The 14,747-nt window shown below is 38.9% G+C and carries 12 protein-coding genes; 9 read left to right on the forward strand and 3 right to left on the reverse strand.

From position 1 onward, the window contains the following. Positions 1–2: 2 nt before the first annotated feature. The 5 genes from NY10_RS02895 to pyrE are packed head-to-tail and all read left to right on the forward strand — an operon-like array spanning position 3 to position 6,379. Positions 3–1,106, forward strand: coding sequence for a carbamoyl phosphate synthase small subunit (locus tag NY10_RS02895; protein ID WP_058918580.1), 1,104 nt, complete (start codon positions 3–5; stop codon positions 1,104–1,106). Next, positions 1,084–4,071 (forward strand): ATP-binding protein, encoded by a 2,988-nt coding sequence (locus NY10_RS02900; protein ID WP_058918581.1) that lies wholly within the window; start codon positions 1,084–1,086, stop codon positions 4,069–4,071. The genes NY10_RS02895 and NY10_RS02900 overlap by 23 nt, the downstream gene beginning before the upstream one ends. A 42-nt stretch (positions 4,072–4,113) precedes the next feature. Next, positions 4,114–5,043 (forward strand): dihydroorotate dehydrogenase, encoded by a 930-nt coding sequence (locus NY10_RS02905; RefSeq protein WP_058918582.1) that lies wholly within the window; start codon positions 4,114–4,116, stop codon positions 5,041–5,043. After that, positions 5,033–5,749 carry an orotidine-5'-phosphate decarboxylase gene (gene pyrF, locus NY10_RS02910; RefSeq protein WP_058918583.1) on the forward strand — a complete coding sequence of 239 codons (717 nt, stop codon included), beginning with the start codon at positions 5,033–5,035 and terminating at the stop codon, positions 5,747–5,749. Before NY10_RS02905 ends, pyrF begins: the two co-directional genes overlap by 11 nt. Beyond that, a complete protein-coding gene (gene pyrE, locus NY10_RS02915; protein WP_058918584.1) occupies positions 5,750–6,379 on the forward strand; it encodes an orotate phosphoribosyltransferase in 630 nt (209 codons plus the stop codon). Positions 6,380–6,718: 339 nt separating this feature from the next. Here the strand turns inward: pyrE and NY10_RS02920 are convergent, their stop codons facing one another. From NY10_RS02920 to NY10_RS02930, 3 genes are all read right to left on the reverse strand, one after another. After that, positions 6,719–7,972, reverse strand: coding sequence for a CynX/NimT family MFS transporter (locus NY10_RS02920; protein ID WP_058918585.1), 1,254 nt, complete (start codon positions 7,970–7,972; stop codon positions 6,719–6,721). A 278-nt stretch (positions 7,973–8,250) separates the two neighbouring features. After that, positions 8,251–8,787: a helix-turn-helix domain-containing protein gene (locus tag NY10_RS02925; protein WP_197408972.1), complete on the reverse strand. Its 537-nt coding sequence runs from the start codon at positions 8,785–8,787 to the stop codon at positions 8,251–8,253. Between the two features lie 76 nt (positions 8,788–8,863). Continuing rightward, the gene (locus NY10_RS02930; protein ID WP_058918587.1) at positions 8,864–10,564 is read right to left on the reverse strand and encodes an NFACT RNA binding domain-containing protein; all 1,701 of its coding nucleotides are present in this window, start codon (positions 10,562–10,564) and stop codon (positions 8,864–8,866) included. A 262-nt stretch (positions 10,565–10,826) separates the two neighbouring features. On the opposite strand from NY10_RS02930, the gene NY10_RS02935 reads away from it, so the two are divergent. The 4 genes from NY10_RS02935 (at position 10,827) to NY10_RS02950 (ending at position 14,726) form a co-directional block, all read left to right on the forward strand. Next, the gene (locus NY10_RS02935) at positions 10,827–11,522 is read left to right on the forward strand and encodes a carbonic anhydrase family protein (protein WP_058918588.1); all 696 of its coding nucleotides are present in this window, start codon (positions 10,827–10,829) and stop codon (positions 11,520–11,522) included. A 484-nt stretch (positions 11,523–12,006) separates the two neighbouring features. After that, a complete protein-coding gene (trpX, locus tag NY10_RS02940; RefSeq protein ID WP_058920216.1) occupies positions 12,007–12,993 on the forward strand; it encodes a tryptophan ABC transporter substrate-binding protein in 987 nt (328 codons plus the stop codon). 32 nt (positions 12,994–13,025) lie between these two features. Next, on the forward strand, positions 13,026–13,916 hold the full coding sequence (locus tag NY10_RS02945) for an ABC transporter permease (RefSeq protein ID WP_058918589.1): 891 nt from the start codon (positions 13,026–13,028) through the stop codon (positions 13,914–13,916). Then, a complete protein-coding gene (locus NY10_RS02950; protein WP_058918590.1) occupies positions 13,917–14,726 on the forward strand; it encodes an ABC transporter ATP-binding protein in 810 nt (269 codons plus the stop codon). The last annotated feature ends 21 nt before the right edge of the window (positions 14,727–14,747 follow it).

Consider the following 14,747-nt stretch of genomic DNA (forward strand, 5'->3'; position numbering starts at 1 on the left):
GGATGGATCGTTTACTAATTTTAGAAGACGGCACTATCTTTAAAGGCAAAGGATTCGGTTCTTTGATTGATACGATTGGGGAAGTTGTTTTTACAACGGGAATGACCGGCTACCAAGAAACGATAACCGATCCTTCTTACAACGGTCAAATTTTAGTTTTTGCTAATCCTTTAGTGGGCAATACCGGCATAAACCGAGATGACTATGAATCCATCGAATCGATTTGTAAAGCAGTTATTGTCAAAGAATTTGCCCGTGTTCCAGCTAACTGGCGCAGTCAAATGAACTTGGATGAATTTTTAAAAATCAAAAAAATACCCGGGATTTCGGGTATCGATACGCGGAGACTAACACGTCACATTCGTGAATCCGGCATTATGCGCGGTATGTTAATCGACGCTCAAGATGACTTAGTTCATGCGTTTGACCAGTTAAGAGCAACGGTCTTGCCTAGCAACCAGGTATCGCAAGTCTCGGCTAGCCGTTCTTATGCTAGTCCAGGAGTAGGAAGAAATATCATTGTGATCGACTTTGGTTTAAAACACAGTCTTTTAAAAGAATTAAACAAACGCAATTGCCATGTTGTCGTTTTACCTTATGATACAACAGGAGAAACCATTTTAAACTTGGCTCCGGACGGGGTCATGTTGAGCAACGGCCCAGGTGATCCAAATGATTTGCCGCAAGCTCTTAAAATGGTTCAAGAGTTGCAAGGTACGGTTCCTATTTTCGGGATTGGTCTGGGCCACCAACTGATCGCGCTTGCTAATGGAGCTAAAATCAGCAAATTGAAAGTAGGTCATCATGGTTTTAATTACGCTGTAAGGGAAGAGGCAACTGGTCGAGTTGATTTCACTTCACAAAACCATCGCTTTGCATTAGAAAAAGAAACACTCGATGTTGATCAATGGATCATCACTCATACAGAAATTAAAGACAGCGCTATAGCCGGAATAAAACACCGCTACCAGCCTGTTTTCAGCACTTTGTTTCAGCCTAACGCAACACCGGGGCCGCATGACGCTGTTCATCTATTCGATCAGTTTATGGAAATGATCGATGGTTGGAAGGAGGCAAGAGAGCATGATCAACAAGGCGAAAGCTAAAAAAGTTCTAGTGATTGGATCAACTCCAAGCGACAGTGATTCCTCAGCTAATGTGGATTACGGAACAGCCCAAATCATTCTCTCTTTAAAAGAGATCGGCTATGAAGTTATTCTGGTTGATTCGAATCCAACCGCATTGGCAACAAATAAAGATAGAGCGGATAAAGTTTACATCGAACCTCTGACCGTTGATTTTGTTTCACAAATCATTCGAAAAGAACGGCCAAATGAAATCTTTCCTGTCTTACACAACTCTTTAAGTTTTTATCTGATGGAAGAGTTGGCTCATTCAGGACTGTTAGAAGAACTGCACATCAAGGTACTGGGAACAAGCCAACAGACCATTCAAAAAATTAAACAGCCCGAAACTTTTCGGAAATGGATGCAGACCCTCAAAGAACCAACACGAGCAGGACAAGGCGTTTACTCACAGACAGAAGCCTTGGGTTTTGCTGAAAAAGAAGGCTTTCCGCTGCTTATTCAGTCTCAGACCCCTACTGGCGAATGGGTACAAGAATGGTGTTCTACTAATGAAAAGGTAAAAAAAGTAGCAGCTGCTCATTTTCTTTTATCGCCGCACACCCCTATTTTTATTGAAACGGGTCTGACCGGTTATAAATTGATTCAATTTGAAGTATTGCGGGACAAAAAAGATCAGGCTTTAGTTGTTTCTACGTCAGAGAATTTGAAGACAGATGAATCCGATCAAAAAACTATGATCATGATCACCCCTAGCCAAACATTGACGGATCTTGATTACCAATTACTCCGTGATGCAGCATTAACGATTGTCCGCGGATTAGAGATCGAAGGAGGATGTACGATCCAGTTCGCTTTTCATCCAAACCGTTTTATGTATTATGTGACTAAAATAGATCCTGGTTTTACTCGTTCAACTCTTTTAGTCAGCAAAGCAACAGGGTATCCAATCATCAAATTGTCTGTTAAACTAGCTGCCGGTTTAACGTTAGATACATTAAAAAATCCGTTTAATGAAACGGCTTATCTCGAATACGAACCTACGTTGGACTACATTACTACCTATATTTCGAATTGGTCTAATGGGACATCTGTAAAAAGAAACTCTCCTAAAAAACAAATTACCGGAGAAGCAATGGCTATTGGCCGAACACTTGAAGAATCGATTTTGAAAGCTTTTCGTTCTTTGGATACAGCAGATGGCGTAACGTTACTGAAAACAGCCACTCACAGTAACGACGAAGAAATAGCAGAGCACCTACTGCATGCTCAGTATGATCATCTCGCTTATTTACTCGAAGCTCTTCGCCGCGGATACACGATTGAAGAGTTAAGTGAGGTAACAAAAATCGAGTTGTTTTTCTTAGATAAATTAGCCCATATCATTGAGATCGAGCACGAGCTCGAACGTCACCCTAGTGATCTTACTGCATTAAGAAGTGCTAAAGAATATGGATTTTCTGATTCAGTTATTGCTGCACTATGGAAAACAACCGCTGACGAAGTAAATAGATTGCGTAATGCACATGATATCGTTCCTGTTTATAAAGCTATTGATAGCTCGGCGGGAGAAATCGCTGCACAATCCACATGTTTTTATAGTACGTATGAAGAAGAAAATGAAAGTACGGCAATCGGTAAAAAGTCCATTTTACTTTTAACTGCCAGCACAGGCATGAACGATCCAAGAAGAGGATACGATAGCGCTCTTTTACAAGCCATAACGGCTATCCAAGAAGCTGGCTATGAAGCAATCTTATTAAACAGCCATCCAGCATCTCTTTCAACGGATTTTTCTGTCCAGGCTAAAACGTATTTGGTCCCGTCAACGGTGGAGGATATCGTACAGGTAGTTCAGTTGGAAAAACCTATAGGCGTGATGGTTCAATTTGGAGGCCCAGAGGCACTTGAATTGTCTAAAGCGTTAACTCCTTTAGAAATCCCTGTCTTGGACGCTGTCCCGTCGTATTTAGTCAGCAAAGAGGCAGAGAATGACGGGATGATCGAACTTATTCAACCGTTGCTGGCAGAATTGGCTATCCCATATGCTGCACCGGAGAATCAGGCAATGGCTGATGAACAAATCGAAGTCATCAGTATTTCTGATGGAGAAAGAGTACTATTTCCAGGGTTGATCGAACACATTGGACACCTGAATGGAGTAGGGACAGAGCCCGTGATGGTTCATCCTACACAAACTCTTTCTGAACAAAAACAGCAGAAAATCAAAGAATATGCCGCTCGTCTAGCACTTGCTTTAAAATGGACGGGCATCACCACTATGTATTTCACGATTCAGCAAGAAAACATCCAGTTTCTTAATCTAACACTAGGGACAACTCAAACGATTCCTTTTTTAAGCAAAGCAACGGGTTTCCCTATCATTCCGACGGCCGTTCAAGTTCTCTTGGGTAACTCTTTAGCAGCTCAATTAGATTTAAAAGAAAACACACAAACAATAAGCCCCGCCGTTTATGTAAAAGCCCCTGTTTATTCATTTTCATCAGAACCTGAAATAGACTGGATGGGGGAAGTTATGGGATCTGATCGAACGTTAGGCAAGGCAATATTTAAAACCTTTGAAGCCGCCCAAGTTCATTTGTCAGAATTTGGTTCTATCCTTTTGCTGCTTTCCGAAAAAGATCAAGATCAAGCCGAAGAATTAACTAGGCGATTTCAGCAAATAGGATACCGTATGCTAACTACTCAACCATTAAGTCAACAATTAGCTGAAAAAGGTTTAGTAGTGACTGCGCTGGATCCATCTTTTGAGTCTATCGATAAAAGCAGTGCAAAAAGAATCAATAAAAAGGAAATTCAATTAGTGATCGACACTAGAGCATCTAAAACGAAAACAGTAAAAGAACAGTTGACCATTCGTCAAGCAGCGCATGAACAAAATATTCCTCTGCTTACTTCTATTACAACGATTTCAGCTGTATTAAATTTCTTGGAATTGCGCACGTTCACAACAAATCCGATTTAAGTTAGGAATCACATCAATGTAATCAATTTTTGGAGGGATCATATGAGTCGTTTAACAGTAACATTACCGGGATTGGATTTAAAAAATCCTATTATGCCGGCCAGCGGAACGTTTGGCTTTGGCGATCTATACATGGATCGCTACGATTATAGTGTCTTAGGAGCTCTGATCATCAAATCAACAACTGCAGAGCCGCGGATAGGAAACGCTGAGCCACGTTACCATCATTTAGAAAATGGAGTATTAAACGCAGTCGGTTTACGAAACCCAGGTGTAGATGTAATCGTAAATGAAAAATTACCAGCGTTAGAAAAATTTGACACGCCTATTATCGCAAGTGTAGCAGGAACGACGATTTCCGATTATGTAGCGGTAACAAAAAAACTCTGTCACTCACCAATTGTGAAAGCTCTTGAAATCAATCTGTCTTGTCCAAATGTAGCAGATGGAGGATTAACATTCGGTTCAAATCCTGAAGCTGTTTATCAGATGACAAAAGCAGTCAAATCAGTGGCTACTGTTCCAATTTATGTTAAATTAACACCTAATGTAACGGATATTACTGAAATTGCCAAAGCTGCTGAAGCAGGCGGAGCAGATGGCATCAGTATGATCAATACGCTTTTAGGAATGAGCATCGATTTAAAAACTAAACAGCCTTTTTTAGCCAATAAAACAGGAGGTTTATCAGGTTCAGCTATAAGCCCCATTGCTGTTCGAATGGTTTACCAAGTTTCTCGGGCTGTATCGATTCCAGTCATTGGGATGGGAGGCATCTCGACAGTCGATGATGTTCTTGAGATGCTGATGGCAGGTGCTAGCGCAGTAGCCATAGGGACAGCTAATTATAACAACCCTATGATTTGTAAAGAATTGATTGAAGCTTTACCAGATCGAATGGATGAACTAGGAATTACATCTATTGAGTCCTTGATCAAAGAAGTAAAGGCAGGCCAGAATAGTGAATACTAAACCAATTATTGCGTTAGATTTTTCAACAAGTGAAGAGATAAAACAGTTTTTAAGTCATTTTAAAGATGAATCATTATTTGTCAAAGTAGGGATGGAGCTCTATTATCAAAACGGTCCTGAAATCGTTAAGTACATGAAAGAACTAGGACATGAGATTTTTTTAGATTTGAAATTGCATGATATACCGAACACAGTCAAGCGTTCAATGAAAGGTTTGGCAGCTTTGGATATCGATATGATCAATGTGCATGCAGCTGGAGGAAGTGAAATGATGGAAGCTGCAATGGATGGTATTCTTGCAGGCACTCCAGCCGGCAGTACGCGGCCGGATTTAATTGCCGTCACTCAACTGACTTCTACTACACCCGAAGCTATGCGGAGAGAACAGCTGATCGAAGTACCTTTATTGCAAAGCGTTATCCATTACGCTCAATTGACTCAAACAGCCGGATTGGATGGAGTTGTTTGCTCTGCGTTAGAAGCACGGCTAATCAAAAAAAATACCGCTTCAGACTTTTTATGTGTCACACCTGGAATCCGACCTAGCGGCGAAGAAAAAGGCGATCAGAAACGGGTCGCTACACCAGCATCAGCTTATGAAGAAGGGGCCAGCCACATCGTGGTCGGGCGTCCCATTACATTGGCCCAAGATCCCGTAGCAGCTTATCACTTAATCAAAAATCAATGGAACGGAGACAACCATTAAATGACAATCGAAAAAACAATTGCAAAGCACTTATTAGATATTAAAGCAGTAAGTTTAAACCCAAATAATCCCTTTACTTGGGCAAGTGGAATGAAAAGCCCAATTTATTGCGATAACCGCATTACAATGGGGTATCCGGCGGTTAGAAAAGAAATCGCCCAAGATATGGCTGATTTGATTAGAGAAAATTACCCTTCCGTAGAAGTCATTGCCGGTACCGCTACAGCTGGAATTCCGCATGCGGCGTGGGTCGCTGAAGTATTGGATTTGCCTATGGTTTACATACGCAGTAAAGCAAAAGAACATGGTAAAGGCAATCAAATAGAAGGACGGTTAGTACCCGGTCAGAAAATGGTCGTGATCGAAGACTTGATCTCAACTGGCGGCAGTGTCATTGATGCTTGTGGAGCAGCCGCTAAAGAAGGGGCAGAGATTCTTGGAGTAGCTGCTATTTTCACTTATGAATTGCCAAAAGGATTAGAAAATTTCAAAAAACACGAAATTGCTTTAAAAACATTAACCAACTATACAACTTTAATTGAAGTTGCTTTAGAAACGAAAGCTATTGAACAAGAAGATGTCAGCCTTTTAAAACAGTGGAAAAAAGATCCAGTGAATTGGAAAAAATAATATTGCTCAGCGAACACATTTGCTGAACTACTGAACGAAATAAAAAGAGAGTGAGATAAAAAGCGTTTAGACTCGAATCTTCTACCTCGCATCCCGTACCTAAGCAGCTAAAGCTGCAAGGGCTAAGGCAACTAGAGGGAATAAGCGCAGTATGGTCATAGACCATCGAGCATTATGTAGGAGCACACTGTAGGCTAGCGCCTAAGTGTATCGTGTTTGTACGTAGCTAAAGCTACAACTGCCATGATAAAGTGGACGTCGGGTCTGCTTTTTGGAACACGTTTTAGAATAAACATTCGGATATGCAAAGAGGATGAGACAAAAGTCTCATCCTCTTTTTTAATTTAATAGGTTACTAGAACCAATAAAACGATTTTTAGCTGCGCCTTGACCACAAATGAAGAGCAACAGAGCTGCTCCTGCTAACAGCAATAACGGACTATCCCAGCTATTCGTTACGTCATGCAAATACCCAAAGAGCATGGGTCCTATTGCAGCAAGCAGGTATCCAAAAGATTGAGCCATACCGGATAATTCTGCTGCTTGATGTGCGTTTTCGGTTCGTAAGCCAAAAAACATCATTGATAGGCCAAAAGCACATCCTCCACCAATACCAATCAAGATAATCCATAAAATAATTAAACCCGAACCGCCATAAAGCAATCCCAAAATGCCTGTTATTAATAAAATGGACGTTATGCTGACTAATAAACGTTGATCAGCCATACGACCAGCAACAAGGGGGATAATAAAAGTAAAAGGAAGCAAGGCCAGTTGCATCATGGAGAGTAGCAATCCTGACTGATCAGAACTTATTCCTTGTTGCATCAATATTTCAGGTAACCAAGCAATTAGGACATAGAACACCATCGATTGGAGGCCCATGAATAGAGTTACTTGCCAAGCTAATGGTGAACGCCATAAATTGGCTTTAGCTTGTGTGGGTTTGGTATATGTCTCGGACGTTTTTAGATAGTGCTGTTTTTTCATTTGCGGCAGCCAAAAGAAAATGGACAGAAAACTTAATATCCCCCAAATTCCTAAAGCTCCCTGCCAACCATAGCCTGATTTCATCATAATAGGGATGCTGATACCTGAAGCTATAGCTCCAAACAAATTCATCGAAATAGAATACACACCAGTCATTACCCCGATTTTTCCAGGAAATTCTCGTTTAATAAGACTAGGCAGCAAGACATTACACACAGAAATAGCGAGTCCTAGCATAGCTGTTCCAATATATAAATTAGCCGTACCAGAAATAGAACGCACGAGGATACCAAAGGTCAAAAAAATAATTGCGAATAAAATCATAAACTCTATACCAAATTTTCGTCCTAACTTAGGCACAAAAGGCGAAATAAAGGCGAAAGCGAGTAGAGGAAGTGTAGTAATCATACCAGCTAATGTATTCGATAATTGTAATTGATCTCTAATATGTCCAACCAACGGCCCGACTGAAGTTAAAGGAGCCCGTAGATTAGTCGCAATAAAAACGATGCCTAAAATCATCACCCATTCTTTTGATTGTTTCTTAACCTCTATGGTTGTTTTTATACGTTGGTCGGTATTAAATTGTTTTGGCAAATTCATCTTTATTCCTCCTGATAGTGCTCATAACTGAATAGGGTTAAATAGTTTTCTAGTTGCTACCATTCTAACAGTTACTTTCCAATACTTTTTCTTTTTGTATATTATAGTAAACAAAAAAACGAATACAATATACTATAATATACAACTAATGGCTTGTCTATTTAAATTTTTACTTTATTTAAAAAGCCCATAAAAAAAACACTCAATTATCCAGTAAGATAGATAATTGAGTGTTATGGTTTAGTAATAGATAAACTACTGATTTAAAAAAGAATTAGTTAATAAGGACCGTATTTCAATGAAATATGCAATACAACCACATCATTAGAGTTATTGCTGTAAGAATGCACACCATCAGCACGAAAACTAATCGAATCATACGAACTCAACGTATACGATTCCTCATTAATAACAATCTCAACCTCTCCTGACATCACTGTCACGATTTCAGTTGTATTCCAATGGTGCTTTTCTGGATGATATGAACTATTTTTCTGAAGGTAAGCACGATACATTTCAATTTCATTGCTTGTATTTTGAAAAATGGGTTCAATCATCCATGATTTTTGATCTCCCGAAATTCTCAATCCTTCTCCTGATCGAGATAGGTTCACTTCATTTTCTGTTGCAAACAACGTCATAAGAGGAATAGATAATCCTTTTGAAATTTTCCACAACATACCTAGGGTTGGGTTTGTCTCGCCGCGTTCAATATTTCCGAGCGTTAATTTACTTACATTGGTTAATTTAGATAATTCTTCGAGGCTTAACTGTCTTTCTTTTCTAAGCTTTCTTAATACTGCACCTACTTGCAATACAACTTGTTTTGGATCATCTGTTTCTATCTTCTAGACCTCCCTCGTTATAATTGCCAATCTTAACAAAAAAATGCTAAACTTTTAATTTATCAACTAACGTTTTATCCGGTGTTACAAAGACTGTCCGTTGTCCTTCGTAAATCACAAACCCTGGTTTAGCACCATTGGGTTTGCGTATTTTTTTAACTTCTACTAAATCCACTGGAACAGAAGCTGAGAGCTGCGATTTCGAGAAATAAGCGGCGATATTAGCAGCTTCCAAAATCGTTGTTTCAGAAGGATCGTTGCTTTGAATGATCACATGTGAGCCTGGAATGTTTTTAGTATGCAACCAGATATCCGATTTCCTAGCTGTTTTCAAGGTCAATTGATCATTTTGTAAATTATTTTTTCCAACTAAAATAGAATCGCCATCACTCGATACGTACTTGTCAGGAGCACTAGCTTTTTGCCTTTTTTGTTTTTTCTTCGTTTTCTTTTTTAAATACCCTTGTTGAATCAATTCTTCTTTGATTTCAGCTATATCTTTAGGCGTTGCAAGTTCTAATTGTGTTGAAACAGAATCCAGATAATCAATTTCTTCGTTGGTCAATCGAATTTGTTCGGTAACAAAAATAATCGCATTTTTTAATTTTTGGTATTTCGAAAAATATTTTTGAGCATTCTGAGAAGGAGTACTTCTGGGATTTAAAGCAATGGTCATTGGCCGATCCTCATCATAGAAATTCGCTAATGTTGCTTCCGTTTGTCCTTTATGCAGCTCATGCAAGTAAGCAGTCAATACTTCGCCGCGGATTCGATAATCATCCGCTAATTCTGTTTCTGCCATTGTTTTTTCAAGTTTTTTTAATTTTTTCATATTTCGCTGCAATTCTGTCTGCACAACATGGATCAAGTCTGCTCCTTGCTGCTGAACACGGTCCTTTTCGGCCTTACTTTGATAATAGTGGTCTAAAAGAGTACTCAATGTTGGGTAACTCTCAGATTCTCCATTTAAACTAAGATAAGGGACCGGTGTAAAGAACGTTTTTTTCTTTACTTGTGTTAAAGTTGGCGCAGTTTTCCCCAGTCGAATCGTTTCAATAAAAGAATGCACAACTTCTGGAAATTTATCCAACTGTTCCTCGCTGCGGTAGACCAGTTCATTGGCTGTATCGGAGCCAAGTCCTTGATAGGCTTGTTGAAATTTTTTAGCTAACGGAAGATCAACAGGATTTTCAAGCACTTCAATTAGGGCTGAATTAGTCGTTTCAAATGGATTCAATTTGTCTTGGTGAGGAGGAGTGACATAGGTTGCACCCGGCATCACTGCTCGATACGTATTTTGACTAACAGGAACGTGTTTGATTGTATCCATGATTCGCTGCGTGTCTTGTTCAACTAAGAATAAATTACTGTGTCGCCCCATCAATTCAACGATGAGCATCATATTTTGAACATCGCCTAATTCATCACGGCTTTTAAATGTAAAGTGAATGATTCGATCGTTTCCAACTTGTTGAATATCTTCTAAAACAGCGCCTTCTAAGTGTTTCCGCATCACCATACAAAAATTAGGCGGGGAACTTGGATTTTCATATGGAATTTCAGTAAGCTGAATCCGAGCGTAACTAGGATGCGCAGACAGCAACAGCTTATGGTTTTTTCCATTCGCACGTATAACAAGTATAATCTCGTTTTTATAAGGTTGATGTACTTTGGATACTCGTCCATTGTTGAGCGCATATCTTAACTCGTCAACCATCGCATGGGTAAAGATACCATCAAATGACATGTTTTTCCCTTCTTTCTTTATAACTGATTGTTTAAATAGCTATTTGCCTTTCTTTTTAAGAAAAAACAAACACAATTCATCCTTTTTATGATCGTGCTTTTAATTATAACATTTTTAATAAGAATGTATATGCATCAAGGAAATCACATAGAAATTTATTTTTAATATACAAAACAGTTGAAAAAAGTATTTAAAGAAAGGTAAAATACAACTAGTTACTATTTTTTGAAATAGGAAAGTCTAAATTTAAAGGAGAAAATAAATGGATTGGTATTATGAAGGAGAACGAGGACCTGAGCACTGGAAAGACATCTGCCAAGCTTTCAAAACAGCAGAAGAAGGCAGTTTGCAATCTCCCATTCAATTAAGCGAGAAAGAGGTCACAGACAAAATCAGTCAACAGTCGTTAACGATTCGTTACCATACGACACGTTTTGAGACTTCTTTTTTTAACCATACAGTACATTTGAGACCATTATCAGGGGGAGAGTTGAACTCGATTTTTTTTAATCACAAAAGATACATATTAGAGGATCTGCACTTTCACTTACCTAGTGAGCATGAAATCAACCATGAGTCTTTTCCATTAGAATTGCATTTGGTTCATCGTTCAAGAGAAAATGAATTACTCGTTTTAGGAATTACTGTCCTTCCAAACAAAGAGCCGGCAAATCCTGAAATGGCTCGTATGGATAGCCTAGCCTTAAACCCAAGAATTTCTGGGAGAGGGCTAGAAGTCCCCATAGATTTAGCTAATATTTTACCGGCCAAACAACAATTTTTTCATTATAGCGGGTCATTGACGACACCGCCTACTTCTGGACCCGTTGATTGGATCGTTTTTCGACATCAAGCTTATATGCGCAAAGGTCTATTGCAAGCTTTCAAAGAGAACGTTGGTAAAACCAACCGTCCGCTGCAGCCTGCAGCTAATCGGCCTATTTTCTTATCTAAATAAAATCAGTCCCTTTTAAAGAAAATAACGATTTGGCTTGACACTTATGAAAGCAACTAGTAAGATAAATCTAATAAGTTTTTAATCAACCAATAGGAGTGTTTGCCATGAATCCATTTTTACCTATCGCTATGAACTTAAATAATCGTTGGCAAAGCCAAGATAGATAGGTTGATTTATGAAGCTTCTTCATAGGTACAACCTTCAGGAAAGTTCTGAACTTGTATCTATGTTGGTTTATTTGAACACACGTGAAAACGACCCACATAGAGTAAGACGTTTATTCTATGTGGAGTTGTTTAATATAAACAGCTACCACAAGTACTTTTGTGTAGCTGTTTATTTTTTTACCATCATTATTTAAAATAATAGAGATAAAGGAGCAAAATAAGATGTCTTTTCTTTTTATGAAACGATGGCAGTACTTGGAGAAAACAATTCAATAGGAACGAAAGATTCTTTAACTACTTACTTTGGAGGAAAAAATATGAAAAAAATGATTGGGTTTATCAGTGTGTTAGCACTAATTTTAACGTTTGCATTTTTTACGAACCAAACTAAAACAAACACAGCAACAAAAAAAGATTTGCCTATAGTAGGCGTCTTACAACTAACCAGCCATCCTGCGCTAGATTTGATTTATGAAGGTATTATCGATGCTCTAAACGAAGAAGGATTCATCGACGGAGAAACCATGACATTGGACTTTCAAAACGCTCAAGGCGACCAAAGCAATTTAAATTCTATGAGCGCTCGTTTCGTGAGTCGGAATACGGCAGTTATGGTGGGCATCGCCACCCCAGCTGCTCAAGCGCTAGCTAATAGTTCTCAAGAGATTCCAATTATTTTAGGAGCTGTCAGCAATCCTGAAGAAGCTGGGTTGGTTGCCAACAATGAAAAACCTGGTGGAAATATTACGGGTGTTAGTGATTTAACTCCAATTAAAGAACAGTTTGAATTGATCAAGGAACTTTTGCCAGAAGCAAAAAAGATTGGCATTCTTTATTCATCCAGTGAAGACAATTCTATCGTTCAAGCTAAACAAGCTGCTGAAATTGCTACCGCTATGGGGTATGAAACAACTACTTTAACCGTTTCATCAACGAATGATGTGTCACAAGTTAGTTCTTCATTGGCCAGCCAAGTAGATGCTATTTGGGTTCCAACAGATAATACTGTAGCCAGTGCTATGAATACCTTGATTGCAGCAACTGATGCTAACCACATACCGGTATTTCCAGCCGTAGATACAATGGTAGAAGAAGGTGGACTAGCAACGATCGGTTTAAACCAATACGAATTAGGAAAATTAACGGGTCAAATGACAGCAGCTGTTCTTAAAGGCGAAAGCGATCCGGCAACAACGCCTGTGCAATACCTTGAGCAAGGAGAAATTATACTCAATGAAGAAAAAGCAAAGGAATTAGGGATTTCTATCCCGCAAACCTTGTTAGACCAAATGGCAAATCAATAATTTAACTATATCTAAGAGAGTAGGTCATATCGATGGATTTAATTGTAACAGCAACAGCACAAGGTTTGTTATGGGGAATAATGGCTTTAGGCATTTTTATCACTTATCGGATTCTAGATTTACCGGATATGACAGCAGAAGGGTCTTTTCCTTTAGGAGCTGCTGTTTGTGCCCGATTGATCCTTTCAGGCGTTCATCCGCTGCTAGCAGCACTAGCAGCTTTTATTATTGGAGCTCTCGCGGGGTTCATTACTGGTTTTTTGATCACTAAAGCCAACATGCCAGGTCTATTAGCCGGTATTCTGACTATGACAGGACTTTATTCCATTAATTTACGCATAATGAACCGGGCGAATTTAAGCTTATTAGGCAAACAAAAAATAACGGACTTATTAAGTCGATACAACTTGCCGCCTCAGTTTGATACAATCTTTATGGGCATCCTTCTAACGGTCTTGATTATCACTGCACTAGTCCTTTTCTTTAAAACCGAACTAGGCCAAGCGGTGATTGCTACTGGAGATAACGAAAAAATGGCACGTTCATTAGGAATATCGACTAACCGTACAAAAATATTGGGTTTAATGTTGTCAAACGGAATCGTTGCTGCAGCAGGAGCTTTGATTGCACAAGACAATGGTTATGCAGATATTAGTATGGGGATTGGTACCATTGTTATCGGATTGGCTTCCGTTATCATTGGAGAGGTCATCTTCGGGAACTTATCTTTTGCCAATCGTTTGATTTGTGTGATTTTAGGCGCTATTATTTATCGCTTCATCATTATGTTTGTCTTGCTAGTAGGTCTACAACCAAACGATTTAAAACTGATTTCCGCCATTATTTTAGCTTTCTGTTTAGCTTTACCAAGTTTAAGAAACAAACTGAATTTAAACTTTTTCAATAAAAAGGAGGTTCTTTAAATGACAACGCCCGCAGTCTTATCGCTTCAAAATATCACTAAAACATTTTATCCTGGAACAGCTAACCAAAACCAAGTTTTAAAAGGGCTAAATCTAGAAGTCCAACAAGGCGATTTTATAACGATCATTGGTGGAAACGGTGCTGGGAAATCAACTATGTTGAATAGTATTTCAGGAAACTTTTTAATTGATCAAGGTTCCATTAAAATCGAAGGCAAAGAGATCACTAAATTAAAAGAAGAACAACGCGCAGGAATGATCGGGCGGGTATTTCAAGATCCCTTGATGGGGACTGCGCCGCGTATGACGGTTAGCGAAAATTTGTCCATCGCTTATCGGCGCGGAAAGAGAAGAACGCTACGAAAAGGCAGCTCTCTAAAAGAAAGAGAGTTCTTCAAAGAAATTCTATCTAAATTGGGATTGGGTTTGGAAAATCGTTTGGACAGTGAAATGGGATTATTATCTGGTGGACAGCGTCAGGCTATAGCATTACTAATGGCTACTATGAAAAAACCAGAGTTGTTGTTATTGGACGAACATACTGCAGCGCTCGATCCTAAAACAGCAAAAATTGTTTTAGATTTGACAAATAAGCGGATTTCCGAAGAGCATCTAACGGCATTGATGATCACCCACAATATGCAAGATGCTTTAAATTATGGCAATCGTTTAATTATGTTGGATCAAGGAAAAGTAGTCGTGGATGTCAAAGGTGAAGAAAAAAACAATTTAACTGTCGCTACAGTTTTAAATTTATTCCAAGTTTCAACAGAAGAAAGTGCTCTTTCAGATGAAATGATACTGGGGTAAAAAAATAACAGGATAGAATCA

Origin of the sequence: Carnobacterium sp. CP1 (assembly GCF_001483965.1) — a bacterium.
GTDB lineage: Bacteria > Bacillota > Bacilli > Lactobacillales > Carnobacteriaceae > Carnobacterium_A > Carnobacterium_A antarcticum.

Coding starts and splice junctions, on each gene's coding strand:
- NY10_RS02930 (WP_058918587.1), bottom strand. CDS start 10,564: ATGTCATTTGATGGTATCTTTACCCATGCGATGGTTGACGAGTTAAGA.
- NY10_RS02900 (WP_058918581.1), top strand. CDS start 1,084: ATGATCAACAAGGCGAAAGCTAAAAAAGTTCTAGTGATTGGATCAACT.
- NY10_RS02935 (WP_058918588.1), top strand. CDS start 10,827: ATGGATTGGTATTATGAAGGAGAACGAGGACCTGAGCACTGGAAAGAC.
- NY10_RS02945 (WP_058918589.1), top strand. CDS start 13,026: ATGGATTTAATTGTAACAGCAACAGCACAAGGTTTGTTATGGGGAATA.
- NY10_RS02950 (WP_058918590.1), top strand. CDS start 13,917: ATGACAACGCCCGCAGTCTTATCGCTTCAAAATATCACTAAAACATTT.
- NY10_RS02905 (WP_058918582.1), top strand. CDS start 4,114: ATGAGTCGTTTAACAGTAACATTACCGGGATTGGATTTAAAAAATCCT.
- pyrE (WP_058918584.1), top strand. CDS start 5,750: ATGACAATCGAAAAAACAATTGCAAAGCACTTATTAGATATTAAAGCA.
- trpX (WP_058920216.1), top strand. CDS start 12,007: ATGAAAAAAATGATTGGGTTTATCAGTGTGTTAGCACTAATTTTAACG.
- NY10_RS02895 (WP_058918580.1), top strand. CDS start 3: ATGGATCGTTTACTAATTTTAGAAGACGGCACTATCTTTAAAGGCAAA.
- NY10_RS02920 (WP_058918585.1), bottom strand. CDS start 7,972: ATGAATTTGCCAAAACAATTTAATACCGACCAACGTATAAAAACAACC.